Raw genomic sequence first — 25943 nt, 5'->3', positions numbered from 1 at the left:
GGTGCTTACCGGCGGAGATCGCGCTGGAATTGTCGTGGGTCCGTGCGAGAGTGGTCGGATACGTGCGGAGGGACGGCTGACCTATGGGCGCTGAGAGTAGTAACGGGACGGTCGGGCCGAGACGGATGCTGGCTCTGGCCCTGCCCACGCTGGGCGTGCTGATCGCCGAGCCGCTGTACCTGCTGTTCGATATGGCGGTGGTCGGTCGGCTCGGGGCGTTGGCGCTGGCCGGGCTCGCGGTGGGCGGTCTGCTCTTGGCGCAGGCGAGTACGCAGTTGACCTTCCTGTCCTACGGGACAACGGCGCGGGCGGCGCGCAGACACGGCGCGGGGGATGAGCGCGGCGCGGTCGAGGAGGGGGTGCAGGCGACGTGGCTCGCGCTCGGCGTCGGCGCGGCGATCCTCGTGGTGGCGCAGTGCGTCGCGGCGCCGGTGACCAATGCGGTGGCTGGCGGCGGGGATATCGCCGCGGCGGCGCTGGACTGGGTGCGGATCGCGCTGTTCGGGGTGCCGCCGATTCTGGTGTCGATGGCGGGCAATGGCTGGTTGCGCGGGGTGCAGCAGACGCGGCGTCCGCTGCTGTATGTGGTGGCGGGACTGGCGGTTTCGGCAGTGCTGTGTCCGGTCCTGGTGCACGGGTTGCTCGGTGCGCCGCGCATGGAGCTGCCAGGTTCGGCGGTGGCCAATCTGGTCGGTCAGTTGGTGATGGCCGGGTTGTTCCTGAACGCGCTGGTGCGCGCGCGGATTTCGCTGCGCCCGCGCTGGTCGGTGATGCGGGCGCAGTTGACGCTCGGTCGGGATCTGATCGTGCGCAGCCTGGCTTTCCAGGCGTGTTCGGTGTCGGCGGCGGCGGTGGCCGCCCGGTTCGGCGCGGCCACGGTGGCGGCGAACCAGTTGGTGCTGCAACTGTGGTTCTTCCTCGCGCTGGCATTGGACGCGCTGGCCATCGCGGCGCAGACGCTGGTGGGCGCGACGCTCGGGGCCGGTGACGCGGCGGGCGCACGGGAACTGGCGCGTCGGGTCACGCTCTGGTCGGAGCTGTTCGCCGTGGCGCTGGCCGCGATTTTCGCGGCGGGTGCGGGTGTGATCCCGCACCTGTTCACCGCCGACCCGGACGTGCTGGATCGGATGCGGGTCGCCTGGTGGTTCTTCGTGGCTCTGATTCCGGTGGCAGGGCTGGTATTCGCCCTCGACGGGGTGCTGCTCGGCGCGGGCGATGCGGCCTACCTGCGCAATATCACCATGGGGTCGGCGCTGCTCGGCTACCTGCCGCTGACCTGGCTCGCTCTCGTCTTCGGCTGGGGTATCGCCGGAATCTGGTGGGGTATGGCGGGATTCATGGTGCTGCGGGCCGCGGCCGTTGCGGTGCGGGCGCTTTCGGGTCGCTGGGCCAGGGTCGGAGCCGAAGTTCCGGTCGGCGCTTAGGGCCTGCGCCTTCGCTGCGGCCATGCGCGGGTGCAACGACGGCTTCGCCTGCAACGTCTGTTGGGGGCGGAGGTCAGGGTCGGCCTGCGGGCGGTGGGGATGGTGTGCCAAGGTGGATCCGGTGATACCCAAGTTGATGGCGGTGAGCGATATCCACGTCGGCCACCAGGGGAATCGGCCCGTGGTGGAGCGCATCCGGCCGGACTCGCCGGAGGATTGGCTGATCGTCGCGGGCGATGTCGCAGAGAAGTCCGACGATATCCGATGGGCGCTGGAACTGCTGCGCGGCCGTTTCGCGAAGGTGGTCTGGGTGCCGGGCAACCACGAACTGTGGACCACGCCGAAGGATCCGGTGCAGTTGCACGGCGCGGCGCGCTATGACCACCTCGTCGGGATCTGCCGCGACCTCGATGTGCTCACTCCGGAGGATCCGTTCCCGGAATGGTTGGGCGCGGGCGCGGAGCAGTTCGGCGGCCCGGTGACGATCGCCCCGATGTTCCTGCTCTACGACTACTCCTTCCTGCCGGATGGTGCGCGCACCAAGGCGGAGGGGTTGGCCATCGCGCGCGAGCGCAATGTGGTGGCCACCGACGAGTACCTGCTCAGCCCGGACCCGTATCTCACCCGCGACGCCTGGTGCCACGCGCGGGTGCAGTACACCCAGCGCAGGCTCGACGCGCTGCCTTCGGGCGCGCCGGTGGTGCTGATCAATCACTTCCCGCTGCTGCGCGAACCCACCGATGTGCTGTTCTATCCGGAGTTCGCGCTGTGGTGTGGCACCGATCTGACCGCCGACTGGCATATCCGCTACAACGTGGTGTGCTCGGTCTACGGGCACCTGCACATTCCGCGCACCTCCTACCACGAGGGTGTGCGCTTCGAGGAGGTCTCGCTCGGTTATCCGCGCGAATGGGAGCGCCGCGGCCTGCCCGACCAATTGCTGCGGCAGATCCTGCCCGTGCCGGAGTATCCGCCGGGCGCGCTCAACAAATGGGGCGGGCATTTCCAGATCACCCCGGCCATGGAGGCGGCCGCCGCCGAGATGCGCGCGCGGGCCGATCGCCGTCGCGGCCTCGGCGCCGACTAGGCTCGGCGGACGATGATCGAGAAAATCCTGAACTCGGGTGTGGCATCGGCCGAATTGCTGGAGTACCCGCAGGGTCTGCGGGCGCATCCGGCCGAGGAGCACCTCATCGAGAAGGCCGTGGAGAAGCGCAGGCGCGACTTCATCGGGGCGAGGCATTGCGCCCGGCTCGCGCTCGAGCAGTTGGGTGAGCAGCCGGTGGCCATCGGCAAAGGGGAGCGTGGCGCGCCGGTCTGGCCGCGCGGCATCGTCGGCAGTCTGACGCACTGCGAGGGCTACCGCGCCGCCGCGCTCGGTCATGCGGTGCTGTTCCGCTCGATCGGCATCGATGCCGAACCGCACGGCGAACTTCCCGAGGGTGTGCTGGATTCGGTGAGTCTGGCGCCGGAGCGGGAGTGGTTGCGCGCCAATGCCGATGCGGGCCTGCACCTGGATCGGCTGCTGTTCTGCGCGAAGGAGGCCACCTACAAGGCATGGTGGCCGCTGACCTCGCGCTGGCTCGGTTTCGAGGACGCGCACATCACCTTCGAGATCACCGAGCGCGGCCTGGATTCCGGCGCGGGCACCTTCCACAGCAGCATCCTGGTGCCCGGTCAGGTGAATGACGGTGGCGCGCCGCTGGTCTCGTTCGACGGGCGGTGGGAGATCACCGACGGCCTGATCCTGACCGCGATCGTGCACGCCTGATGGACGCGCTCGGCGGATTGCTGATCATCGACAAGGACGGTGGTTGGACCAGCCACGATGTGGTGGCCAAGTGCCGGAGGCTGTTGCGCACCAAGAAGATCGGCCATGCGGGCACCTTGGATCCGATGGCCACCGGTGTGCTGGTGCTCGGGGTGAAGCGCGCCACCAAGCTGCTCGGTCTGCTCACCCTCACCACCAAGGCGTATACCGCGACCATCCGGCTCGGTCGGGCCACCACCACCGATGACGCGGAGGGCGAGGTGCTCTCGACCGCACCGGCCGCGCACCTCACCGATGCCGAGATCGCCGCGCGCATAGCGGATCTCACCGGCGATATCCAACAGGTGCCCGCCACCGTGAGCGCCATCAAGGTCGACGGTGAGCGCGCCTACGCCCGGCATCGTGCGGGCGAGGAGGTGCGCCTCGCGGCCCGCCCGGTCACCGTGTCCCGCTTCGAAGTGTTGGCGCGGCGTGATATCTCGGATTTCGTGGATCTGGATGTGGTGGTGGAATGCTCCTCCGGCACCTACGTTCGGGCGCTGGCCCGTGACTTGGGCGCGGCGCTCGGCGTCGGCGGCCATCTGACGGCGTTGCGTCGCACCGGAGTCGGCCCGTTCACTCTCGAACATGCCCGCACCCTGGACGAATTGGCGAAATCGGCCGAGGACGGCGCGCCGCTGCTGAGCCTGGATATCGATGCCGCCGTGCGCACCGCCTTCCCGCAGCGTCCGATCGAGGCGTCCGAGGCCGAGGATCTGCGCAATGGGCGCTGGTTGGAGCCCATCGGGCTGCCCGGCGTGTATGCCGCCGTCGACCCCGATGGTCGGGCCATCGCGCTGCTGCAGGAGAGCGGTCGTCGTGCCGCCTCGGTCATGGTCGTGCGTCCGTCGAATCTCTGAACAACTCCGGTCCGAGCAGCGGTGCCAGCGCGCCGAACAGGGCGCCCGAGCTGATCTCCAGCATCTCGGCGCGGGTGAGGGCGCCGTGCTCCAACCATTCGACGGTGAGCACCCGGACGAAGGTGAGCCAGCTGTCGAGCACCTGGGTGGCGATTTCCCTGGTGCGCCCCTCGGCGCGGGTGAATTCCAGCAGGCGGGTGCGCAGTTCGCCGAGTTGGCCCGCGATGATCGACTGCACGGTGGGATCGGTGGCGAGCACCTTGTTGGCGGCGAGCACCGCCTGCGGATTGGCCGCGAAGTAGTCGAAGTGCGCGGCCAGTCCGGCTGAAAGCTGTTCGGGCAGTGGCTTGTTCGGATCCAGTTCGGTTTCGACCAGCAGTTGTGCCGAGGCATGTTCGTAGACGGCGACGAACAGTTCGCGCTTGTTGGGGAAGTGGCGGTAGAGCAGTGCGCGGGAGACGCCCGCGGCGGCGGCCACCTCTTCCATGCGGACCGCGTCGTAGTCGTGTTCGGCGAACAGTTCCGCACCCGCCGCCACGAGCAGGCGGCGGCGTTGCGCCGGGGCGAGACGTTGACGGGTCATGTCAGCACCTTAGTTGACGCGCGTCTACTACCCCCCGTAGGGTTTAAGTAGACGCGCGTCAACTTACCCTCCTCCGATCGGAGAATCTCATGACCGCATGGCTCAAAGGGCTCTCGTGGACGTTGGGCGTCGCGTGCGTGGGCATCGGCTTGCTGCACCTGGCCGCCGGAACCCACTGCCTGCCCGATATGGGAGTGGCCACTGCCACCGCCGACAGTCAGGCCCGCTTCCTCGGCGCGATCTTCGCGGGCTACGGCGCGGCCTGGATCTGGGCCGTTCGGCAGAACCCCATCCCCGCGTGGGCGATCCGCTGGTTGGCGGGCATCTTCCTGCTCGGCGCCCTGGGCCGGTTCGTCTCGCTGGCCCTCGACGGTGTGCCGCACTGGTTCATCCTCGTGCTGACCGCATTCGAGGTCGTGCTGCCGCCGGTGTTCTTCTGGCTGGCCGCCGCCGACGAGCGCCGGGCGTCGCGAGATGGGCAGTACGCGGGCGCCGTCTGAACCCGAGGACCTCGCGCGGGCCGGTGGGCGGGGAATCGGTCGGCGCGCAGATGATTCGGGCCTCGATCCCGGCGCGCCGGTCGCGGCCCGAATTCGGTCGAGGGTGCGTGCTGCGACCCTGGCCGATTTCCGCGCGGCACGGCGCGTGAAATACGCGCGCCCGCGCGGATTCCGAGTAACGTATGGCTTCGCTCGGGCAGCGACGCCGGACGGGACGCGGGTGGGGACCGACGGCTTCGGCGCTATGGCAGTGGAGGCCGGCAACGATGATAATCGGTGGAATCGCCTGGGCGACAGCGGGATTCGCTGCCGCAGCGGTGATGGCGGGCTGTGCGGTCGGGCATTCGCCCGGTGCGGCGCAGGGCGCGCGTGCCAACCCGGCGGTGGCCACCGTCGCCAGAGTCGACGCCGCCGCCGTCGGATTCTGCGCCGCCGAGATCATCGCCAAGGATCTGGGCATCATCGGCGAATTCGACGCCGCATGGGCCGAGGTCACCGAATGCGACGGGCACTGGGCCTTGATCGCCTGGGACCAGGTCGGCGACACCCGCCGCGTCATCCGGCGCGATCCCATCGACGGGTGGAAGACCTACGCCTATACGGCGCACAGCATCTGCTGGACCAGTGCGGTCACCGATGGTGTGGCCCCGCGATTGCAGCGGTACTTCCTCGGCTGCTGAGCGCCGCGCGTCGACCTCGGCTATCGGGTGCCGCACGCCGCGTGTTCCGCCGGACCCTATCCTCGCGCTACCGTCCTCGATTCACGCGGTGAGCCAAATGGCCTCGGCCGCCGGACGACCCAGATCCGTCGGCGCCTGCGCCGCACCGATCCGCACCGCGATGGTGCCCGCGAAATCGCGGCGCTCCACCACCTCGATGGTGGTGTCCAGGGCGATCCCGACCGAGTCGAAATAGCGCAGCATATCCGGGTCGGCGTCGGAAATCCTTGCCACCCTTCCGGATTCGCCCGCGTGGAAATGGCTGAGCTGCCTGGCGGGCGGGGTGGGCACGGCACCGTCCACCGAGGGGATGGGATCGCCGTGCGGATCACGGTCGGGATAGCCGAGTTTGGCGTCGATACGGGACATGAGCAGTTCGGAGACCGCGTGCTCGAGCACCTCGGCCTCGTCGTGTACCTCGTCCCAGCCGTAGCCGAGTTCGTTGACCAGGAAGGTCTCCAACAGTCGATGCTTGCGCACCATGGCGACGGCGGCGCGGCGGCCGCCCTCGGTCAGGGTGATCGATCCGTAGCGGGCGTGCTCGACCAGACCCTGGTCGGCGAGTTTGCGCACGGCCTCGGACACGGTGGAGGCCGAGACACCGATCCGTTCGGCCAGCAATTTGGTCGACACCTTCTCCGGCGACCACTCCTGGGCCGTCCAGATCACCTTCAGATAGTCCTGGGCGACCGCCGACAGAGCCGGAGCGATGGTCGCGGTGCCGCCCGGATCAGGGCGGGCGGCGAGGTCACGTTTACCGGGCACATACTCGAGCCTAGTGGGCGCGGCGGGCTGCGGCCTTCGCAGACCCGCGCATGGCGACCCGCCCGCCATCGGCGGATCCGGTCGCGGGTGCGTAGGCTTCCCACTGTGCAGAGATGGCGAAGTCTGGACGATGTCCCCGCCGACTGGGGTCGCTGCGTCCTCACGATCGGTGTGTTCGACGGAGTCCACCGCGGGCACGCGCAACTCATCAGCCGCGCGGTGAAGAAGGCCGCGGCGCGCGGCGTCCCCTCGGTGCTGATGACCTTCGACCCGCACCCCATGGAGGTGGTGCGCCCCGGTTCCCATCCGGCGCAGCTCACCACGCTGACCCGCCGCGCGGAACTGGTCGAGGAGTTGGGCGTCGACGTGTTCTGCGTCATGCCCTTCACCCAGGACTTCATGAAGTTGACCCCCGCCAGGTACGTGCACGACCTGCTGGTCGAGCGGCTGCACGTGACCGAAGTGGTGGTCGGGGACAATTTCACCTTCGGCAAGAAGGCCGCGGGCACCGTCGAGACCATGCGCGAGTTGGGCACCCGCTTCGGTTTCGAGGTGGACGGGGTCAAACTGGTCGGCGAGCACGCGGTCACCTTCTCCTCCACCTACATTCGCTCCTGTGTGGACGCGGGCGATATGGCCGCCGCCGCCGAGGCGCTGGGCCGCCCGCACCGGGTCGAGGGCGTGGTGGTGCACGGCGATGGCCGCGGTCGCGAATTGGGTTTTCCCACAGCGAATGTCGCGCCGCCCATGTATGCGGCGATTCCGGCCGACGGTGTCTACGCGGGCTGGTTCACCGTACTCGGTCCCGGCCCGACCATCGGCACCGTCACACCGGGGGAGCGGGCCATGGCAGCCATCTCGGTGGGCACCAATCCCACCTTTTCCGGCCGCGCCCGCACCGTCGAGGCGTATGTGCTCGACGGCGAGGCCGACCTCTACGGTCAGCACGTCGCGGTCGATTTTGTCGATCATGTGCGCGGGCAGCGCCGATTCGATTCGGTCGACGAACTCATCGCGACCATGGGCCGCGATGTGGGAACCGCCCGCGAGATCCTCGCCGCCGACCGGCTGTGACCCGCGATTGGTATGCGTATCGGCCCGTCCGGTAGGGTAGCTCCTCGGGTTTGCTGCGGTCCGCGGTGGCGCCCGCTCCGGTTCGCCGGAATTCCGAGCGCGGAACTGAGATACAGGAGTGGATGCCCCATGGCGCTGACCACCGAGCAGAAGACGACGATCCTGGCCGAGTACGGCCTGCACGAGAAGGACACCGGCTCCCCGGAGGCGCAGATCGCGCTGCTGTCCAAGCGGATCGCCGACATCACCGAGCACCTCAAGCAGCACAAGCACGACCACCACACCCGCCACGGCCTGATGGCGCTGATCGGTCGCCGCAAGCGCCTGTCGAAGTACCTGGCCGCCAAGGACATCGCGCGCTACCGCACGCTGATCGAGCGCCTGGGCCTGCGCCGCTGAGCGAAGTTCTCCGGCCCCGCGCCCAATGCAGGCTCGATCCCTCGATGCTCAGCCCCACGGGAGCGAGTCTTACGAGCGACGTTCGCGGCCGGTCCTGATTTCCGCGTCCGCAGCGCATGCGACGCAGTCACGAGTCGCGGACGCGGAAATCAGGAGCCCAAGGGCCGCGAACAGCCGAGCGAAGCGAGGCCAATCGAACACAGCCAATGGGGAGACGTACAATCTCCCCGTTGGCTTCTTGTGTATCCGGGTCGGATCAGTTCCCGATCCACTGAAGATGCACTACAACATTGCACAGCCGTATGCACCCGCGCCGCGTGGCGTCGGTCTTCGGTAGTGGCCTTTCGGCAGGGTTGGTCCGCCGGTGGGCTTCGATCGATGACCGCCTCCGCGTCGCCGTATCCAAGGGGATTCGGCCGGGTGTGCGCACCGCAGCCGTATTCGCTGCCGCGCGCCCATCCCAGGTACGGCTGACGAGAGCTGGATCGCGCCGACGAGTGCGCTTGATCCGGCGAAGACGAGAGGTTGAGAGCAGGCAATGACCGAAACAACTGAACGCAAATCCACGGCCATCGAGGTCGAGCCCGGTGTCTTCGAATCCGTGGCGCTGATCGATAACGGTGCGTTCGGCACCCGCACCATCCGGTTCGAGACCGGACGCCTCGCCCGCCAGGCCGCCGGTTCCGTGGCCGCCTACTTGGACGACGAGACCATGCTGCTGTCGGCCACCACCGCGGGCAAGGCCCCCAAGGACCAGTTCGACTTCTTCCCGCTGACGGTCGATGTCGAGGAGCGCATGTACGCGGCGGGCCGCATCCCCGGCTCGTTCTTCCGCCGCGAGGGCCGCCCGTCCACCGACGCCATCCTGACCTGCCGCCTGATCGACCGACCGCTGCGTCCGTCGTTCGTCGACGGCCTGCGCAACGAGATCCAGGTCGTGGTCACGGTGCTCAGCCTGGATCCCAAGGATCTCTACGACGTGGTGGCCATCAACGCCGCCTCCGCCTCCACCCAGATCGCGGGCCTGCCGTTCTCCGGTCCGGTCGGTGGCGTGCGGGTGGCGCTGATCGATAGCCAGTGGGTCGCCTTCCCGACCGTCGAACAGCTCGAGGGTGCGGTCTTCGACATGGTCGTGGCCGGTCGAGTCGTGGAATCCGGCGATGTGGCGATCATGATGGTCGAGGCCGAGGCCACCGACCGCGTGATCGAACTGGTCGAGGGCGGTGCGCAGGCCCCGACGGAGGCCGTGGTGGCGCAGGGCCTCGAGGCCGCCAAGCCGTTCATCGCCCGGCTGTGCCGTGCGCAGGCGGATCTGGCCGAGCTGGCCGCCAAGCCCACCGAGGAGTTCCCGCTGTTCCCGCCGTACCAGGCGGATGTGTTCCAGGCCGTGGAGGGCACCGCCAAGCGCGAGCTGGCAGAGGCGCTGAGCATCGCGGGCAAGCAGGAGCGCGAGGAGAAGATCGACGAGATCAAGCTCAACGTGCTGTCGAGCCTGGCCGAGGATTTCACCGGCCGGGAGAAGGAGATCGGCGCGGCCTTCCGCTCGGTCACCAAGAAGCTGGTGCGTCAGCGCATCCTGACCGACGGCTTCCGCATCGACGGTCGCGGCCTGGCCGATATCCGCGCCCTGTCCGCCGAGGTGGCCGTGGTGCCCCGCGCGCACGGCTCGGCGCTGTTCGAGCGCGGTGAGACCCAGATCCTGGGCGTCACCACCCTCGACATGGTGAAGATGGCCCAGCAGGTCGACTCGCTCGGCCCGGAGACCTCCAAGCGCTACATGCACCACTACAACTTCCCGCCGTTCTCCACCGGCGAGACCGGTCGTGTCGGCTCGCCCAAGCGCCGCGAGATCGGGCACGGCGCGCTGGCCGAGCGGGCGCTCATCCCCGTGCTGCCCAGCCAGGAGGAGTTCCCCTACGCCATCCGGCAGGTGTCGGAGGCGCTGAGCTCCAACGGTTCCACCTCCATGGGTTCGGTGTGTGCCTCGACGCTGTCGCTGCTCAATGCCGGTGTGCCGCTGAAGGCTCCGGTCGCGGGTATCGCCATGGGTCTGGTGTCGGACACCATCACCAATGAGTCCGGTGTGGAGGAGGTCCGCTATGTGGCCCTCACCGATATCCTCGGCGCGGAGGACGCGTTCGGCGATATGGACTTCAAGGTGGCGGGCACCCGCGAGTTCGTCACCGCGCTGCAGTTGGACACCAAACTCGACGGTATCCCCTCGCAGGTGCTGGCGGGCGCGCTGAGCCAGGCGCACGACGCGCGCACCACCATCCTGGACGTGATGGCCGAGGCCATCGCCACCCCGGACGAGATGAGCCCGTACGCGCCGCGCGTCACCGCGATCAAGATCCCGGTCGACAAGATCGGCGAGGTCATCGGCCCGAAGGGCAAGGTGATCAACCAGATCACCGAGGAGACCGGCGCGAATATCTCCATCGAGGACGACGGCACGGTGTACATCGGCGCGACCGACGGCCCGTCGGCGCAGGCGGCGATCGACCAGATCAACGCCATCGCCAACCCGCAGTTGCCCAAGGTGGGCGAGCGCTTCCTCGGCACGGTCGTCAAGACCACCGCCTTCGGCGCGTTCGTCTCACTGCTGCCGGGCCGCGACGGTCTGGTGCACATCTCCAAACTGGGCAATGGCAAGCGGGTGGCCAAGGTCGAGGACGTGGTCAACGTCGGCGACAAGCTGCGCGTGGAGATCGCCGATATCGACAATCGCGGCAAGATCTCGCTGGTGCCGGTCGAGGACGCCGCGGAGGAGACCACCGAGTCCGCCGACGCCGTCGATGCGGGTACGGCCGAGACCGAGTAGTACTTGTCTCTGTGACAAAGAAGAAGACGACAACCCCTCTGCTCCGTGGTGGGCAGGGGGGTTCGTCACTGAAGAAGCTGCGGACCGCCGATGCGCGCGCCGATGATTCGGGTGTGCGGCGCACCGTGCTGCCCGGCGGGCTGCGGGTGGTCACCGAGCATGTGCCCGGCGTGCGCTCGGCCTCCATCGGAGTGTGGGTGGGTGTCGGTTCGCGCGACGAGGGCCGCACGGTGGCGGGGGCCGCGCACTTCCTGGAGCATCTGCTGTTCAAGGCGACGCCCGCGCGTTCGGCGCTGGATATCGCGCAGGCCATGGATGCGGTCGGCGGTGAGTTGAATGCATTCACCGCCAAGGAGCAGACCTGCTACTACGCGCATGTGCTGGACGAGGATCTGCCGCTGGCGGTGGATCTGGTCACCGATGTGGTGCTGCGCGGGCTGTGTCGTGCCGTGGATGTGTCGGTCGAGCGGCAGGTGGTGCTCGAGGAGATCGCCATGCGCGACGACGATCCGGAGGACCTGGTCGGCGACTCGTTCCTGACGGCGCTGTTCGGTGACCATCCGATCGGTCGCCCGGTGATCGGTTCCATCGAATCCATCGAATCGATGAGCGCGTCCCAACTGCGCGGCTTCCATCTGCGTCGTTACCGTCCGGACCGGATGGTGGTCGCGGTGGCGGGCAATGTCGAGCACGAGCACACGGTGGAGTTGGTGTATCGGGCCTTCGGCGACCGGCTCGATCCGGTGGCCGAACCGGCGGCCCGGCGCGAGGGCCGGTTCCGCCCGCACGGCGAGCCGGAACTGCACTGGAGCCACCGCGACAGCGAGCAGGCGCATCTGGCGTTCGGCGTGCGCGCCTTCGGGCGGCACGAGGGGGAAAGACGTTGGCCGCTCTCGATTTTGAACACCGTGGTGGGCGGTGGATTGAGTTCGCGCCTGTTCCAGGTGATTCGGGAGGAGCGCGGGCTCGCGTACTCGGTGTACTCGGGTGTGGACACCTTCGCCGATACCGGCGCGTTCTCGGTCTATATCGGGTGTCAGCCCGAAAACCTCGGCAATGTGGCCGGTTTGGCGCGCGGCGTGCTCGAGGAGGTCGCGGCGAACGGGATCACCGACGCCGAATGCGCGCGGGCCAAGGGGTCGCTGCGCGGCGGACTCGTACTGGGGCTGGAGGATTCGGCCTCCCGGATGAACCGCATCGGCCGCAGCGAACTCAGTTACGGCAATCATCGCAGTGTCTCCGAGACGCTCTCGCGTATCGACGCGGTGACCACCGATGAGGTGACGGCGGTGGCGCGCACCCTGCTGGCCCGTCCGTTCGCGGCCTCGGTCGCCGGACCGTATCGCCGCACCCGCGACCTGCCCGCCGCGGTGCGGCGTCTGGTTGCGAAGTAGACTCGAAAGTCTTTGTGTGACAAGGCGATAGGGGAGATCGCATGCAGGACGTGGAATCGGCGCTCGACCGTGCCCGGATCGCGATGGACTTGGAGCGGCCCGCCGAGGCCAGGCGGATCCTCGGCAAGGCTTTGATCGACGCGCCGCAAGACTATCGACTGCTCGACTCTCTGGCGGCCGCCAGTTCGCAACTGGGCGATACGGCCGAGGCGTTCGATTTCGCGCGGCGGGCGGTCGCGGCGGCGCCGGATGCGTTCGAACCCCGGTTGACCCTCAGCACCCTGCACTTGGGAGCCGGCGAGACCGTGGCGGCGATCGAGCAGGCCAGGATCGCCGTCGACATTGATCCGGATCACCCCAGGGCGCTGCTGACACTTGCCTGGATACTCGCCAAACCGGGACGTTCGGCGGAGGCCGGAGTCGAGGCGCGGGCGCTGGTCGAAGCCGCGCTCGAACTGGTGCCCGACGATCCGGACACGGTAAACATGTCCGCGCATGTCATGGAGCGGTTGGGAGATCGATCGCGGACCAGGGAACTCGTCGATGCCGGGCTCGCGCTCAATCCCGGTTCCGTGTCGCTGCTTCTGCTGCATGCCCAACTGAGTATGCGGACCAGGCAGTCCCGCTGGCGTGCCGCGGGCGTGCTGCGGGCCTTGCTCGCGGAGCGGCCGGGCGAGGAGGACGCCCGCATGATGCTGGCGGAGGTGCTGTGGCGCGCGATGCTGCGGCTGCCGGAGTTGGTGTGGTTCGTCGCCGGGGCCGCCGGGCTGGGGTCGATGTGGTTCGGGCCGACGATGCTGCGGGTCTCCTGCTTGCTGCTGCTGGCCACGATTCCGTTGGCTTGGCTGCGAATAGTGCTGCGTCTGCGGCCGCAGCTTCCCGCCGGGTACGCCAGGCGCAGGATATTGCGGCCGGTCCCGGTGATCGCGCTGCTGACGGTGGCGGTGGCGAGCGGACTCGTCCATATCGGGGCGTTCGGCTTGCATTTGGAGTCGGCGCGTGCAATGCGGGCCGGGCACCACCTGCTGGTCATCGCGGCGATCGCGGCCGGGCTGGGGCATCTGTTCCTGATGTTGTCCTGGTCGAACCGGCGCGTCGACGAAGCCGAACGCGGGGCGAGCGGCCGCCGCATGGTGGCAGGCCTGGTCAAGTCGGGCGGTCTGCTGCTGCTGGTGGGAGTGCTCGCGGCACTGCGAAATTGGTCGACGCACCCGCTGGGATTCTGGACCGTTGTCGCGATATTCGGTGTGGTCGCCGCGACATCGCTGCTGGAGTTCGCGGTGGACACCTATCGGCAGGCGCCGAACGTGGCGCGATTCTTCGGTATCGCCGTGGTTTTCGGCCTACCGCTACTACTCGCCGTGCTGGTTGTGCAGTGGAGTCTCGGACATCTCGACCGTGACGCGCTGCACCGCGAGACAACCGCTCCGGTCGATACCGTGGTTCCCACGACGACCGCTCCGGTCGAACCCACCACGACCCACGGGGCTGTGCCGACGACCACACGGCCGAACCATCCCACCGGCCTCTTCAAACCGTCGATGCCCGGATTCCCCGGCTATCCGACGCGCACCTTGCCTTTCGATCTGCCGCCGGGTTTCTTCGAGCGTCCGTCGTTCATTCCACTCACCGGGTTCCCCAATTTTCCCCGGCCACAGTGACGTTTCTCGGCACCGATCCGAAAATGCATCGCGCTCAAGCCGATTCGGCACGGCGTTCCCGGCGTTCGAGTTCCACCGCGCGGCGCATGGCGGCGCGGGCGCGGGTGCGGTCGCCCGCGTAGTCGTAGGCGCGGGCGACCCGGTAGGAGTTGCGCCAGTCGTCCGGAGCGGCCTCCCACTCCTGTTTGACCTGTTCGAACAGGGTGTCGGCGGCGGCGCGCTCGATGCGGCCGGAGGCGCGACGCGGCAGGTCGGAGGTGTCGAGTTCGCGGCCCTCGTCGTGCATGCGGCGGGCCAGGTGCTGGTGGGCCAGGGCGGCGCGAATGCTGGTCGCCACCACCCAGACTCCGAGGAACGGCAGGATGAGAATGCCGATACCGAGCAGTGTGAGCGCGAAATCCCCCTGCTGGAACAGCCAGATCGCTTTGCCACCGAGCCAGACGAAGTAGTAGGCCATCGCCGCGACCAGGAAGGCGAGATAGAGGATGGCCATGACGATGCCGCGGCTCGGCCGCGCGGTGGCGTTCACAGGTCGAGTAGGGGGTCCAGGCCGACGGTGAGGCCGGGGCGGGCGGCGATCGAGCGCACGCCCAGCAGGACGCCGGGGACGAAGGACGTGCGGTCGATCGAGTCGTGGCGAATGGTCAGGGTCTCGCCCTGGGTGCCGAACAGCACCTCCTGGTGGGCGACGAGGCCCGCCAGCCGAACCGAGTGCACGCGCACCCCGTCGACATCGGCGCCGCGCGCGCCGTCGAGTTCGGTGCTGGTGGCGTCGGGGCTGCGGCCGGCGCCCGCCCGCGCCCTGGCGGCGGCGATGAGTCCGGCGGTGCGGTAGGCGGTGCCCGAGGGCGCGTCGGCCTTGTTCGGGTGGTGCAGCTCGATGACCTCGACCGATTCGAAGAAGCGGGCGGCCTGTTCGGCGAAGCGCATGGACAGCACCGCACCGATGGCGAAGTTGGGGGCGATGAGCACGCCGACCTCCGGTTTGCCCGCCAGCCAACCGCGCACCTCGTCCAGGCGGGCCGCGTCGAAGCCGGTGGTGCCGACGACCGCGTGGATGCCGTTGGCCACCAGGAACTTCAGATTGCCCATCACCACATCCGGGTGGGTGAAGTCGATCACGACCTCGGTGCCCGCAGCGGTGAAGGTTTCCAGCGAGTCGTCCTTGTCGACCTCGGCGACCAGCTCGAGATCGGGGGCCGCCTCGACCGCCGCGCAGATGGCCCGGCCGACTTTGCCGCGCGCCCCGAGCACTCCGACCCGAATCGTCACCGCACCTCCCAGTTCCGCATGTCGCGCGCGACCCCGCCCGAGCAGGGCGCGCGATGGTGGCTCCAGCTTATCGAGCCGGGTCGGCGGCGAATCGGCGGGCGGTAGGAGGTCATGCCTGGCGGATGTTCTCGGCCATGTGCTCGAGGACGCGCACGGTCGCGACGTACTGATCCTCGGTGAGTCCGCGCACCAGATCCCGGCGTCGGGCATCGGCGAGGATCGCCGCCTGCCGGTGGGTCGCGCGTCCGGTGTCGGTCAGTTCGATGGTCGCGCTCCCGGCGGCGGAGCGCATCGGCCGCAGGCGCGCGATGGCCGCCGCCATGGCGGCGTGGACCCCGCGCGAACGCGCCGAATTCGCCCGGCTGCTGGTGCGTTTCGTCGACGCGATGGATGGATAGGCCCTGTGTCGAAGTCCGACCCAGGGCCTCTGTGATCAGTCGAACACGATGACCTGCCGCAGGGCGTGCCCGGCGGCCAGTTCATCCATGGCGCGGTTGACCTCGTCGAGTCCGATATGGGCCGAGACGAGCCGCTCCACCGGCAGCGTCCCCGCCCGCCACATCCGCACGTACTCGGGAATATCGCGCGCGGGCACCGCCGAGCCGAGATAGCTGCCGACGATCGAACGCCCCTGAGCCACCAGCGCCAACGGCGAGATAGTGGCCCGCGCGTCCGGCGCGGGCAGTCCGACCGTGACCGTCGTCCCGCCGGGCGCGGTCGCGGCGACGGCGGTCTCGAAGGCGCGCACATTGCCCGCCGCCTCGACCACCACTTCCGCCTGCACGCCGAGTTCGGCCACCGCTGCGGGCGTGTGCGCCGCCGTGGCGCCCAACTCTTTCGCCAGTGCCAGTTTTTCCGGCACGGTGTCGACCGCGATGATCTCCTTGCCGCCCAGTGCCACCGCGACCAGCAGCGCGGCCATCCCCACACCGCCGAGCCCCACCACCATGATGCGATCCTCGGGGCCGGGGCGGGCCGAATTCAGCAGTGCGCCACCGCCGGTCAGCACCGCGCAGCCGAGAACCGCCGCCACCTCGGGTGGTACGTCCGCCTCGACCGGCACCACCGAACGTCGATCGACCACCGCGTGGGTGGCGAAGGCGGACACGCCCAGATGATGGTGCACCTCGGCGGCGTCGCGGTGCAGTCGTCTGCCGCCGCCAAGCAGTTCACCCGCGTTATTGGCGACACTGCCGGGACCGCACGGCGTCTTTCCGTCACTGTGGCAACCCGCGCACGCCCCGCAGCGCGGCAGGAACGTCATCACCACGCGCTGTCCGACCGCGAGATCCGAGCCGCCGGGGCCGACGGCCTCGACAATGCCCGCCGCCTCGTGGCCGAGCAGCATCGGCACCGGACGCACCCGATTGCCGTCCACCACCGACAGATCCGAATGGCACAGTCCGGCCGCCTCGATGCGCACCAGCAACTCACCGGGACCGGGCGCGTCCAGTTCCAGTTCGCACACCGTGATCGGCGCCGAATCGGCGAAGGGGGCGGGCGCGGCGATGCGCTCCAAGACGGCTCCACGAATCCTCATGTCCCGACGCTACCTGCCGCGGCGCGCGTCCCGCGCGGGCCTTCGGTGTTGTCAGCACCCGACTCCGCTCACTAATCTGGAAGTGCGGCGATGCTCCCAGCGCTCGTTCACCCCCGTAGGCCGACTCGCACCGGTCCGGGGTCGGGATCGTCACTACTCTTAGGAGAATTCCACTGTCCGTTCAGTTCAATCACACGATTGTCGGATGTCACGATAAGAGGGCGACCGCCGAATTCTGGGGCGATATCCTGGATTTGCCGGTCGGCGCGGAGTTCGGGCCGTTCATTCCGATCAAGGTGGCCAACGGTGCGACCTTCGATTTCGCGCAGGTGCCCGCAGCGTCCTCGGAAGATCAGGTCACCGAGATCGCGCCCCAGCACTACGCATTCCTGATCTCGGAGGCCGAGTTCGACGCGGCCTACGCCAAGATCCAGCGGTACGGCCTGCCGCACTGGGCCGATCCGCGCCGGGTCGGGGTCAACGAGATCAATCACAACGATGGTGGTCGAGGGGTCTATTTCGCCGATCCCAATGGCCACTTCCTGGAATTGCTCACGGTCCCGTATGGGGGTTGGCCCAGCTGACCGATCGCGGGGCGGCGTTCGCGGACACTGCCCCGCGCCGTGGTCATCGGGTCGGATCCGTCGGTGTCGGCGGCCACGGATTCGGTTTCACCACAGCCGGTTTGGCCAAGGGATTGTCATCCCAGTCGAAGCGGGTCCCCACCCACGCCTTCGGTCGATCGAAGCGGATATCGGTGGCCGCGAACTTCGTTTGGGCGAAGGAGATCTCGCCGAAGAAGTCGGCCTCGGTGAAATCCACCGCGCGGCCCGCGAAGACGGTGCGGGCGAAGGTCAGCGAGCCGTGGAATTCGGCGCGGCGGAAATCGGTCTCCCTGGTGGCCCGTGCGCGCAGGCGCGGCGCGGCCCCAATCCTGGCCTCGTCGAATGTGGTGGTGGCCGCGTAGAACTGGGCTCCGGTGAAGGTGATGGTGGCGCCGGAGAATTCGGCGGCGCGGAAGACGATGTGCTCGCCGTCGAGGCCCGCGCGTTCGAAGGAGGTCTGTTCGGCGCGGAATGCCGTCTCCAGGAAGGCTGTTCGGGAGCCGAGGAATCGGGTCCCCTGGAACTGGGTGCGCGGACCTCGGAAGATCGCCCCTTCGAAGGAGACCTGACCCTCGAAGACGGCCTCGTCGAAAATCGTTCCGGTGCCGCGCGATTCGCTCCGCTCGGGGCGAGCCGCACCGAAGCGGGCCTGTTCGAAGCTCACCGGGCCGCCTTTGAAGACCGCACCGCGAAAGGTGGTGTGTGGGCCGTCGAAGGTGGCGTGCTCGAACTGGGTCGCGCCCAGGAATCGGCAGCGCGCGAAGGAGATATGCCGTCCCGACAGCACCGCGTGCCGCAGATCCAGCTGATCGAGCACCGCGCCGGTGAAATCGAAATCGCAGTGCGACCAGGAGATCTCGGCCGAGCGGAGCAGCCGGGCCGCGATCACCCGCACGATGGTGCCGCGCACCTCGCTGTCGTTCTGACGGAACTGGTAGGTCCGCTCGACCTTGACTTCGGACTCCTCGACCGATTCCTTGCGCGAGACGAGGTGATCGGCGCCGCCCTCGGCATCGAAGGGCAGGCGCAGATATCCGCACAGCACATCCACGCACTGCTGTCTGCGGCCGTGGGAGCGGAACTCGTCCGCGACACCGGCCATCGCGTAGACCCCGGCGATGCGCACGGCGACATCGGTATCGCCGAGTTGCTTGGCCGCCGCGCCGAATATCTGAGCGAAACGTCCCCGTTCGGAATCGCGCTGGCGGCGGTAGGTCACAACCACGGTGACCAAGCCGAAGACCGCGACCACGACGGAGCCCACGATTCTGAGCAGCTCTCCCGCGCCGGCAGGCTCGGGACGCACCCCGTAGGTCCGCGAGAACGCCCACCAGATCGTCACCCCGAAGCACAATCCACCCGTGATCATGCCGAGCACCGAGTACAGCAGACCCGAGTGATGCAGCCGGTTGTCGAACCGCCCCCATCTCATGTGCGCATGGTAGCCGCGCGGGCGCGCGGGCGAAACAAGATCAGGTATGCGCGGCTTGGTGATTCGCCAGATCCAGCGTCATCTCCACGTCGAATCGATCGTCCTGTTCGCGGGTCATGCGCCGTCCGGTCATGGCGAATCCGTGTCGCTGATACACCTTCTGGGCGCGGACGCTGTCCTCCAGGACCCACAGCGCGACCAGGGCGAAGCCGGACTCGCGCGCCCAGTCCAGCACCGCTCGCACCAGCAGATCGGCCGCGCCGCGGCCGCGCTCGCCAGGGGTGACCCACATGGAAACCAGTTCGGGTGGTTCGGATTGCGCGACCCACGCGCCCGCCGTCCCGATGGGCACGTCGTCGCGGAAGGCCGCGTACATGGTCAACTCGATCAGCTTGTGTCGCCACTGGGTCTGCGAGCGCCGCGCCGCCTGGTCGTAGGTGACCCGCGCGGCCCACGGCGCGTCGAGCAGACAGGCGAGTTGCAGGTCGCGGAATAGTTCCCAATCGGATTCGCCGAGTCGGCGTGTGGTGATCATCTCCGTATTCTCGCGCGAATCACCAAGGGGCTCAGACCCTCCGGTTGCCGCGCGCGCCCAGACCGGCCGCGAGCAGGCAGGCGAGGGCGACGACCACGACGAACCACGGGAACACTCGGCTCAGCCCCCAGGTGGTGGCCGCCCAGCCCGCGATCAGGGTGGGCAGCGCCATCGCCGTATAGGCCAGCAGGTAGTAGGCCGACATGGTCTCGCCGCGCTTGTGCTGGGGCACCACATCGGCCAGGTGCCGCAGCGATCCGCCGAAGCCGAGTCCGAAGGTGATGCCGAGAGCGAAGCCCGCCGCCAGCACCGCGACCCAACTGTGCGTGGCGAGTGCCGGAATGGTGGCAAGCAGCGCGACCGCCATCCCGATATCGCCGATCACGGCCGCTCGCCGCGCCGGGATGCCGGTGGCGAGCAGTTGGGAGATGGCGCCCGCGGTGGCGGTGGAGGCGACCACCGCGCCGCCGAAGACGAGGTTGTGGATGCCGGTCTGCTGCGACGCCAGCGACGGATACAGCGACAGCAGCACGCCGAGCACCGACCACGCCGCCATCACGCCGATCGCGGCGAACCAGAAGTCGGCGCGAATCTCCTGCGGTACGGCCGGTTTGGCGATGGTGATGCGTCCGGCGGCGCGGGCGGTGTGCGGTTCGCGCAGCGCCAGCACGCCGATGCCGGTGAGCAGGCACAGCACTGTGATGACCAGGTACGGGGTGCGCAGCGGATGCGGCGCGTACTGCGCCAGCGCCGCCGAGCCCAGAATGGCCACGGCCATACCGACATTGAAGGCCACGCCGCTGAGCTGTCCGGAGCGCGCGCCGTGTCCGGGCCGCATGTCCAACAGCGCGGCGGCGCCCGCCACCACCGTCGCGCCGACGGCGAAGCCGTGCAGCGCTCTGGCCAGCAGCAGCATGGCGACCGAGTCGGCGAGGACGAATACGACCAGTCCGGCGACCATGGTGATGAACGCGCCGAGCAGCACCGGTTTGCGGCCGATCACATCGGAGATGCGCCCGGAGACCAGGACGGCGGCCAGTGCCGCGAACGCGTAGACGGCGAAGACGAGGGTGGTGGTGAGCGGTGACAGATGCCATTCCCGCTCGTAGATCCCGTAGAGGGGGGCGGGAGCGCCGGAGACGCCGAGTGCGACGCCGCTGGCGGCCAGCACCAGCGCATAGGCCCAGGGTTGTGCGGTGCGGTGTCCGGCGCCGAGGGCGGTCGTCGCGACCATCACGGCTCCCATCAGGTAGGTTTGATAGTGATCGAACTCCATTGAGCCTATAGTCAGTACGATGATCATCAAACTCCGGAGTGAGGTAGATCATGATCCAAGCTGAGGAGATATCGCCGGTGGCCCCGGTTTCGGTCGTGCTCGGCGCGCTACAGGATCCGGTCCGCCTGGAGATGGTGCGAAGACTCAGCAATCGCGGCGGCCCCATGCGCTGCGGCGCCCTGTACGAGGCGATCAACAAGTCCACCGCCACCCACCACTTCAAGATCCTGCGCGAGGCGGGGGTCGCCGAGCGCGTCGTCATCGACGGCCAACCCCACCTGCGCCTGCGTGCCGCCGAAGTGGAGACCGCACTACCCGGTCTGCTCGGCTCGGTCGTCGAAGCCGCCAACCGCGCCCACCAGGACTGACGTTGGGTCCGAGACAGGGCCTACCCTCTTGGACGTGCCGACACTGCTGCTCGTCCACCACACTCCGTCACCGTTCACGCAGGCGATGTTCGAGGCGGTCGTGGCAGGCGCCACCGACCCGCAGATCGAGGGCGTGACGCTGGTGCGTCGCCCGGCCCTCACGGTGTCGCCCGCCGAAATGCTCGCGGCCGACGGCTATCTGCTCGGCACCCCCGCGAACCTGGGCTATATCAGCGGCGCGCTCAAACATGCCTTCGACTGCGCCTACTACCAGATCCTCGACAGCACCCGCGGTCGTCCGTTCGGCGCCTACCTGCACGGCAACGAGGGCACCGAGGGGGCCGAACGGGCGATCGACGCGATCACCACCGGACTCGGCTGGAACAAGGCCGCCGACTATGTCGTAGTCTCGGCGAAACCCACCAAGGCGGATATCGAATCCTGCTGGGAGTTGGGGGCGATGATCGCCGCCCAACTGATGGCGTGAGCGGTAGGTTCGAGGCGTCGCGTTGCGGCACAGGCGATTCCGCTCCGGAATGCCGGCGGGTAGCTGTGGCGGCGGCGCTGTCGCGGCAACCCGCAGGCGCGGCCCCAGATTCTGGTGGCTGACCACGCGGGCGGTCGGCCCGGCATACTGACCCAAACAGTGTTCGGGTGGGGACTATCCGAGTTGCTCGGGATTGGAGTGTCGAGGTGACGAGGGCAGAAGGGGGCGAAGGCACCCCACGGCGGATCGGACTGGTGGAGGACCACGAATCGGTCGCCATCGGATTGGCCGCCATGTTGGCCCCGCAACCGGATCTGAACCTGGTGCTCACCGCGGGCACCGTGCCGGAGTTGTTGGCCGCCGCGGAAACCGAATCGCCACTGGATCTGGTCGTGCTGGATCTGCGGCTGGCCGACGGCTCCGCACCCGAGGACAATGTGCGCGCCCTGCGCGACCGAGGGGTCGAGGTGCTGGTCTTCACCGGCGCCGACAACGCGTTCCTGGTCCGCTCGGCCGCGCGGGCCGGGGTGCTCGGCGTGGTCCGCAAATCCGAGGACGTGCCGACGGTGGTCGCGGCGGTGCGCCGGGCCGCCTCCGGCGAGCAGGTGGTCACCACGGACTGGGCCGCCGCCATCGACGGTGATCCGCAACTGCCCGACGTGGGCCTGAGCCCGCGCCAGGAGGAGGTGCTCATGCTGTACGCCTCCGGGGAGAAGGCCTCGCGGGTCGCGCGCCTCACCGGCCTGTCCGAACAGACGGTCAACGACTATCTCGGGCGCATTCGGCAGAAGTACGCCGATGCGGGTCGTCCGGCGCCGACCAAGACCGATCTCTACAAACGCGCGGTGGAGGACGGCTGGCTACCGGTTCCCGAGCGAAACAGTCGTTCATGATCGCGTCCAGCATGCTGGACGCCCCACGCTCCGCGCTGTTCGAGCGCCTGCGCGCCCATGGCGGGCGGGTCGAGGCGCCGGTCCGCGAACCCACTCTCGGCGTGGCCGCCTCCGACCGCATCCAGCGTCGAATGGGTCTGGTGATCGGGATCGGCGGCACGTTGGCCGCGGTGGTCGAATTGCCGGAGATACTCTCCGAGAGCATCGGGGTCAGCATCGGCTGGATCGCGCTGACCATGCTGCTCACCTTCGGATTGTGCCCGGTGCTCGCGGTGGTGTCGGTGCGTATGCGCAGCCAGGTCATCGCGGCCGTCGCGGCCGCGGCGGCGACGGGATTCCTGCTGGCGTCGGTGGTGGCGCCCTTCGCCTATCGGGTTCCGGCCGAGGATATGGCCAGTCTCTGGTTGTATCGGCTGTTGGTCTTGGGTGTGTTGATGGCGGTGCTCGCTTGGCCGCCGCGCTACGCCGTCGCCTACCTGATACTGGGCAGCACGGTGGTGACCATCGCGAATGTCTTCGTGGTGCAGCGCGTTTCGACCTGGACGGTGGTCGGCGATTTCAGCAGGGCCATGGGTTTGGCCGCGCTGTTCCTGTGGTGCGCGATCTACGCGCGGGCGGCGGCGGCCAGGGTGGATCGGGAATCGGCGCTGGAGAGCAGGCGCGCGGCCGCCGTGGCGGGCGCGGCCGCCCGCGACCGGGAGCGAGCCCGTTTCGCCGCGCTCATCCACGACGCGGTGCTGTCCACTTTGCTCGACGCCTCGCGTGCGGGCACCGAATCACCGGTGCTGCGCAGGCAGGCCGAGCGCACCCTCGGTCAACTCGACGAGGCCCGCGGCGGCGATATCGAACCGGATCTGCTCGACGCCCAGTCCGCCATCGGCTTCCTGCGCGTGGCGGTGCACGAATTGAATGAGGGCATCGACTTCAGTGCCCGCCGCTGGCCCGGATTCGATGATCTGCGGTTGCCGGTGGCCGCCGCGTCCGCGATCGCCGCCGCGCTGGCCGAGGCGGTGCGCAATAGCCTGCGACATGCGGGCGTGCCGGGACAGGTCGTGCGGCGCGCGGTCACCGTGACCGTCAGCGCGGGCGGTATCCGAGTGGTGTTCCGCGACGACGGCGTGGGTTTCGAGATGGGTCGGGTCTCCCCGGATCGGCTCGGCATCTCGGTCAGCATCCTCGGGCGGATGCGCCAACTCTCGGGTGGTGCGGGATTCGTCGAATCCGCGCTCGGCGACGGCACCACGGTCACGCTGGTGTGGGGCAGCGATGGCTGATCCGGACGCCGAATTCGGTCTGCGCGATCTGCTCGGCCTGCGCGATCGATCGGCTTGGCTGTTCCTGCTCATCCTCGAGGCCACCATCGCGCTGTACATGATGCGCAATTTCGGCACGGGCGCCTTCGGCTGCTCGGCCGCGGCGCTGGTCCTGCTGGCATTGGCCGGTCTGGTCGTGCTGGTGCTGCCGATCGATCCGCTGTCGTGGCCCGCGACGGTTTTCGTCGTCGCCTCCGCTCCGGTGGCTACGGCGTTGACCACTATCGGATTGAAACAGGGCACGCCGCAACAGGTTTGGACCATGTTCGCCTCCTCCTACGTCCTCGCCGTCCTGGTGCTGCGCGGCCGGGTCGCCGCGGCCTGGGTGGGCGTGGCGGGCGTCGCGGTGGTCGTGGGGGTGACCGGTGTGCTGAAGGGCGCGGCGACCGGAATGCTCACCGGTTCGGTGCTGCCGATCGTCACGGTCACGGGTCTGTCGCTGTTCGCGGCGATCATGCGGCCCACCCAGCGCTCGCTGCGGCTGCTGCGCGAGGAGGCGACCATGCGGGCCGCCGCCGAGGCCACCATGGCGGCGGAGAACGGCGAGCGCGACCGGCAACTGGCCCGGTTGGACAAGGTGGCCCGTCCGATCCTGGAGCGCATCGCCGACGGTGTGGAACTCGCCACCGCCGAACGCGAACAGTGCCGCCTGCTCGAAGCCGAACTGCGCGACGGACTGCGCGCCCCGCAGTTGGTCTGCGACGAACTCAACAGCGCCGCGCGCGGGGCACGTTCGCGCGGGGTCGAGGTGGTGCTGCTCGACGACGGCGGATTCGCCGGGGTGCCGCGCTGGGTGCGTCAGCAGGTGATCGACGCAGCCACGCACGAACTCGACGCCGCCAACGCGGGTTCGGTCACCATCAGGGTGCTCCCGATGGGTCGGCGCATCGTGGCCACCGTCTTGGCGAACGCGCCGGTGGCGGACCGGCGCACCGAGATCGACGCCGCCGGCGTGGTGACCGTCTCCACCTGATCTGTCGGTGCCTGCCGGCATCGTTGGTCGGATGCGGAAGATGAGCGCGGCCGCCGCGCGGCGGACGGCGTTGGCGGCGCAGGGTTTCGGTCGGCGCAGACCCGCCGCCGCGGGCAGGCGGGCGGTGCTCGATGTGCTGTCCAGAACCCGGCTGTTGCAATTGGATTCGGTCTCGGCCGTGGTGCGCGCGCACTACGCCCCGATTTTCAGCCGCATCGGCGCCTACGACCGCACCCTGCTCGACGAGGCCGCCTGGACCGACGGCGCGCGCCGTCCGCGCAGGTTGGTGGAGTACTGGGCGCACGAGGCGGCGCTGCTGCCGGTCGAGGATTGGCCGCTGCTGCGCTGGCGGATGGTGGAGTACGAATTCGGTCGCTGGGCGGGTATGCGCCGGGCGATGGAGCGAAATCCCACCCTGGGCAAGGACATTCTGGCGGTGCTCACCGAATTCGGGGCCTGCACCGCGGGCGAGGTGGAGCGGCATCTGGAACTGGATCGCCCGCGCGCCAAGGGTTCCTGGTGGAATCTCAGCGATACCAAACTGGCCTGTGAGGCGCTGTTCGCGGCGGGCGCGCTCTCGGTGCCCAAGCGGGTGGGTTTCGCCCGCCACTACGACCTGACCGAGCGGGTCATCCCGCCGGAGGTGTTCGCGCGCACCGTCTCCGAGGCCGAAGCGCTGCGGGAGTTGGTGCGGCGCGCGGCCGCCGCGCACGGTATCGCCACCGAGGCCGACCTGGCCGATTACTACCGGCTGCGGCGCGCGCAGATCAAACCCGCCGTGGCCGAACTGGTCGACGCGGGGGAGTTGATCGAGGTCGCGGTCGTGGGTTGGGAGCGCACGGCGTATCTGTGGTCCGAGGCCGCGACACCGCGCGCGATCACGGGTGCGGCGCTGCTGTGCCCGTTCGATCCGCTCATCTTCTACCGCCCGCGCACCGAGCGCGTGTTCGACTTCCACTACCGCATCGAGATCTACACGCCCGAACCCAAACGCGTGCACGGGTATTACGTCTTCCCGTTCCTGCTCGACGGCGCGCTGGTCGGTCGGGTCGACCTGCGCGCCGAGCGGTCCACGGGCCGGCTGCTGGTGCCGGGCGCGTTCGCCGAACCCGGTCGGGGCACGGCGCGCACCGCGCACGCGCTCAACGGTGCGCTGCGCGAAATGGCCGATTGGCTCGAGCTCGATGAGGTGGTCATCGGGGAGCGGGGCGATCTCGCACCGCTGCTGTGACCGAGATA

27 protein-coding genes are annotated in these 25943 nt (G+C 68.8%); 18 read left to right on the top strand and 9 right to left on the bottom strand.

Features of this window, described 5'->3' with window-relative positions; translation table 11 throughout:
- The first annotated feature begins 83 nt into the window (after positions 1-83).
- From D5S18_RS15075 to truB, 4 genes are all read left to right on the top strand, one after another.
- Positions 84-1424, top strand: a complete 1341-nt coding sequence (locus D5S18_RS15075) for an MATE family efflux transporter (protein WP_120041414.1) — start codon at positions 84-86, stop codon at positions 1422-1424.
- A 136-nt stretch (positions 1425-1560) separates the two neighbouring features.
- Positions 1561-2511, top strand: coding sequence for a metallophosphoesterase family protein (locus D5S18_RS15070; protein ID WP_439651143.1), 951 nt, complete (start codon positions 1561-1563; stop codon positions 2509-2511).
- A 12-nt stretch (positions 2512-2523) separates the two neighbouring features.
- Positions 2524-3195, top strand: coding sequence for a 4'-phosphopantetheinyl transferase Npt (gene npt, locus D5S18_RS15065; protein WP_120041412.1), 672 nt, complete (start codon positions 2524-2526; stop codon positions 3193-3195).
- The gene (gene truB / locus D5S18_RS15060; protein ID WP_120041410.1) at positions 3195-4094 is read left to right on the top strand and encodes a tRNA pseudouridine(55) synthase TruB; all 900 of its coding nucleotides are present in this window, start codon (positions 3195-3197) and stop codon (positions 4092-4094) included. The genes npt and truB overlap by 1 nt, the downstream gene beginning before the upstream one ends.
- Here truB and D5S18_RS15055 read toward each other — a convergent pair.
- Positions 4066-4677 carry a TetR/AcrR family transcriptional regulator gene (locus tag D5S18_RS15055; RefSeq protein WP_120041408.1) on the bottom strand — a complete coding sequence of 204 codons (612 nt, stop codon included), beginning with the start codon at positions 4675-4677 and terminating at the stop codon, positions 4066-4068. The two genes, truB and D5S18_RS15055, sit on opposite strands and share 29 nt — an antisense overlap.
- A gap of 89 nt (positions 4678-4766) precedes the next feature.
- Between D5S18_RS15055 and D5S18_RS15050 the strand changes: the two genes are divergently transcribed.
- Positions 4767-5177 (top strand): DUF4345 domain-containing protein, encoded by a 411-nt coding sequence (locus D5S18_RS15050; RefSeq protein WP_120041406.1) that lies wholly within the window; start codon positions 4767-4769, stop codon positions 5175-5177.
- Between the two features lie 266 nt (positions 5178-5443).
- Positions 5444-5857, top strand: a complete 414-nt coding sequence (locus tag D5S18_RS15045; RefSeq protein ID WP_120041404.1) for a hypothetical protein — start codon at positions 5444-5446, stop codon at positions 5855-5857.
- Between the two features lie 81 nt (positions 5858-5938).
- Here the strand turns inward: D5S18_RS15045 and D5S18_RS15040 are convergent, their stop codons facing one another.
- Positions 5939-6661 (bottom strand): metal-dependent transcriptional regulator, encoded by a 723-nt coding sequence (locus D5S18_RS15040; RefSeq protein WP_239003775.1) that lies wholly within the window; start codon positions 6659-6661, stop codon positions 5939-5941.
- A gap of 105 nt (positions 6662-6766) precedes the next feature.
- Here D5S18_RS15040 and D5S18_RS15035 point away from each other — a divergent pair, with 105 nt between their 5' ends.
- From D5S18_RS15035 to D5S18_RS15015, 5 genes are all read left to right on the top strand, one after another.
- Positions 6767-7735 carry a bifunctional riboflavin kinase/FAD synthetase gene (locus tag D5S18_RS15035; protein WP_120041401.1) on the top strand — a complete coding sequence of 323 codons (969 nt, stop codon included), beginning with the start codon at positions 6767-6769 and terminating at the stop codon, positions 7733-7735.
- Positions 7736-7864: 129 nt separating this feature from the next.
- Positions 7865-8134 (top strand): 30S ribosomal protein S15, encoded by a 270-nt coding sequence (gene rpsO / locus D5S18_RS15030; RefSeq protein WP_120041399.1) that lies wholly within the window; start codon positions 7865-7867, stop codon positions 8132-8134.
- A gap of 538 nt (positions 8135-8672) precedes the next feature.
- The gene (locus D5S18_RS15025; RefSeq protein ID WP_120041397.1) at positions 8673-10955 is read left to right on the top strand and encodes a polyribonucleotide nucleotidyltransferase; all 2283 of its coding nucleotides are present in this window, start codon (positions 8673-8675) and stop codon (positions 10953-10955) included.
- A 68-nt stretch (positions 10956-11023) separates the two neighbouring features.
- On the top strand, positions 11024-12349 hold the full coding sequence (locus tag D5S18_RS15020) for a M16 family metallopeptidase (RefSeq protein WP_120042155.1): 1326 nt from the start codon (positions 11024-11026) through the stop codon (positions 12347-12349).
- A 41-nt stretch (positions 12350-12390) separates the two neighbouring features.
- The gene (locus tag D5S18_RS15015) at positions 12391-14010 is read left to right on the top strand and encodes a tetratricopeptide repeat protein (protein ID WP_120041396.1); all 1620 of its coding nucleotides are present in this window, start codon (positions 12391-12393) and stop codon (positions 14008-14010) included.
- Between the two features lie 34 nt (positions 14011-14044).
- On the opposite strand, the gene D5S18_RS15010 is transcribed toward D5S18_RS15015, so the two are convergent.
- From D5S18_RS15010 to D5S18_RS14995, 4 genes are all read right to left on the bottom strand, one after another.
- Positions 14045-14503: a hypothetical protein gene (locus D5S18_RS15010; RefSeq protein WP_120042154.1), complete on the bottom strand. Its 459-nt coding sequence runs from the start codon at positions 14501-14503 to the stop codon at positions 14045-14047.
- A 32-nt stretch (positions 14504-14535) separates the two neighbouring features.
- Entirely contained in the window at positions 14536-15282 is a 747-nt protein-coding gene (gene dapB / locus D5S18_RS15005; protein WP_120041394.1) for a 4-hydroxy-tetrahydrodipicolinate reductase, read from the bottom strand.
- Between the two features lie 109 nt (positions 15283-15391).
- Positions 15392-15574, bottom strand: a complete 183-nt coding sequence (locus D5S18_RS15000; protein WP_120041391.1) for a hypothetical protein — start codon at positions 15572-15574, stop codon at positions 15392-15394.
- Between the two features lie 141 nt (positions 15575-15715).
- Positions 15716-16822: an alcohol dehydrogenase catalytic domain-containing protein gene (locus D5S18_RS14995; protein WP_120041389.1), complete on the bottom strand. Its 1107-nt coding sequence runs from the start codon at positions 16820-16822 to the stop codon at positions 15716-15718.
- 173 nt (positions 16823-16995) lie between these two features.
- On the opposite strand from D5S18_RS14995, the gene D5S18_RS14990 reads away from it, so the two are divergent.
- Complete coding sequence (locus D5S18_RS14990) at positions 16996-17406, top strand: VOC family protein (protein WP_120041387.1); 411 nt, start codon at positions 16996-16998, stop codon at positions 17404-17406.
- A 43-nt stretch (positions 17407-17449) separates the two neighbouring features.
- Here the strand turns inward: D5S18_RS14990 and D5S18_RS14985 are convergent, their stop codons facing one another.
- From D5S18_RS14985 to D5S18_RS14975, 3 genes are read right to left on the bottom strand one after another with little or no spacing between them, the layout of a single operon-like run.
- Positions 17450-18859 (bottom strand): pentapeptide repeat-containing protein, encoded by a 1410-nt coding sequence (locus D5S18_RS14985; protein ID WP_120041385.1) that lies wholly within the window; start codon positions 18857-18859, stop codon positions 17450-17452.
- A gap of 40 nt (positions 18860-18899) precedes the next feature.
- Complete coding sequence (locus D5S18_RS14980) at positions 18900-19394, bottom strand: GNAT family N-acetyltransferase (RefSeq protein ID WP_120041383.1); 495 nt, start codon at positions 19392-19394, stop codon at positions 18900-18902.
- A 31-nt stretch (positions 19395-19425) separates the two neighbouring features.
- A complete protein-coding gene (locus D5S18_RS14975) occupies positions 19426-20628 on the bottom strand; it encodes an MFS transporter (RefSeq protein WP_120042153.1) in 1203 nt (400 codons plus the stop codon).
- A gap of 92 nt (positions 20629-20720) precedes the next feature.
- On the opposite strand from D5S18_RS14975, the gene D5S18_RS14970 reads away from it, so the two are divergent.
- The 6 genes from D5S18_RS14970 (at position 20721) to D5S18_RS14945 (ending at position 25935) form a co-directional block, all read left to right on the top strand.
- A complete protein-coding gene (locus D5S18_RS14970; protein WP_120041381.1) occupies positions 20721-21038 on the top strand; it encodes an ArsR/SmtB family transcription factor in 318 nt (105 codons plus the stop codon).
- Positions 21039-21123: 85 nt separating this feature from the next.
- Positions 21124-21525 (top strand): flavodoxin family protein, encoded by a 402-nt coding sequence (locus D5S18_RS14965; RefSeq protein ID WP_120042152.1) that lies wholly within the window; start codon positions 21124-21126, stop codon positions 21523-21525.
- Between the two features lie 206 nt (positions 21526-21731).
- A complete protein-coding gene (locus tag D5S18_RS14960) occupies positions 21732-22418 on the top strand; it encodes a response regulator transcription factor (protein ID WP_120041379.1) in 687 nt (228 codons plus the stop codon).
- Entirely contained in the window at positions 22415-23692 is a 1278-nt protein-coding gene (locus tag D5S18_RS14955; protein ID WP_120041377.1) for a sensor histidine kinase, read from the top strand. Before D5S18_RS14960 ends, D5S18_RS14955 begins: the two co-directional genes overlap by 4 nt.
- Positions 23685-24704: a DUF8320 family protein gene (locus tag D5S18_RS14950; RefSeq protein ID WP_120041375.1), complete on the top strand. Its 1020-nt coding sequence runs from the start codon at positions 23685-23687 to the stop codon at positions 24702-24704. Before D5S18_RS14955 ends, D5S18_RS14950 begins: the two co-directional genes overlap by 8 nt.
- A 31-nt stretch (positions 24705-24735) precedes the next feature.
- Complete coding sequence (locus D5S18_RS14945; RefSeq protein ID WP_120041372.1) at positions 24736-25935, top strand: winged helix-turn-helix domain-containing protein; 1200 nt, start codon at positions 24736-24738, stop codon at positions 25933-25935.
- Positions 25936-25943: the final 8 nt, after the last annotated feature.

Source organism: Nocardia panacis, assembly GCF_003598715.1.
GTDB lineage: Bacteria > Actinomycetota > Actinomycetes > Mycobacteriales > Mycobacteriaceae > Nocardia > Nocardia panacis.
This window is presented reverse-complemented; position numbering and strand designations above follow the sequence as displayed.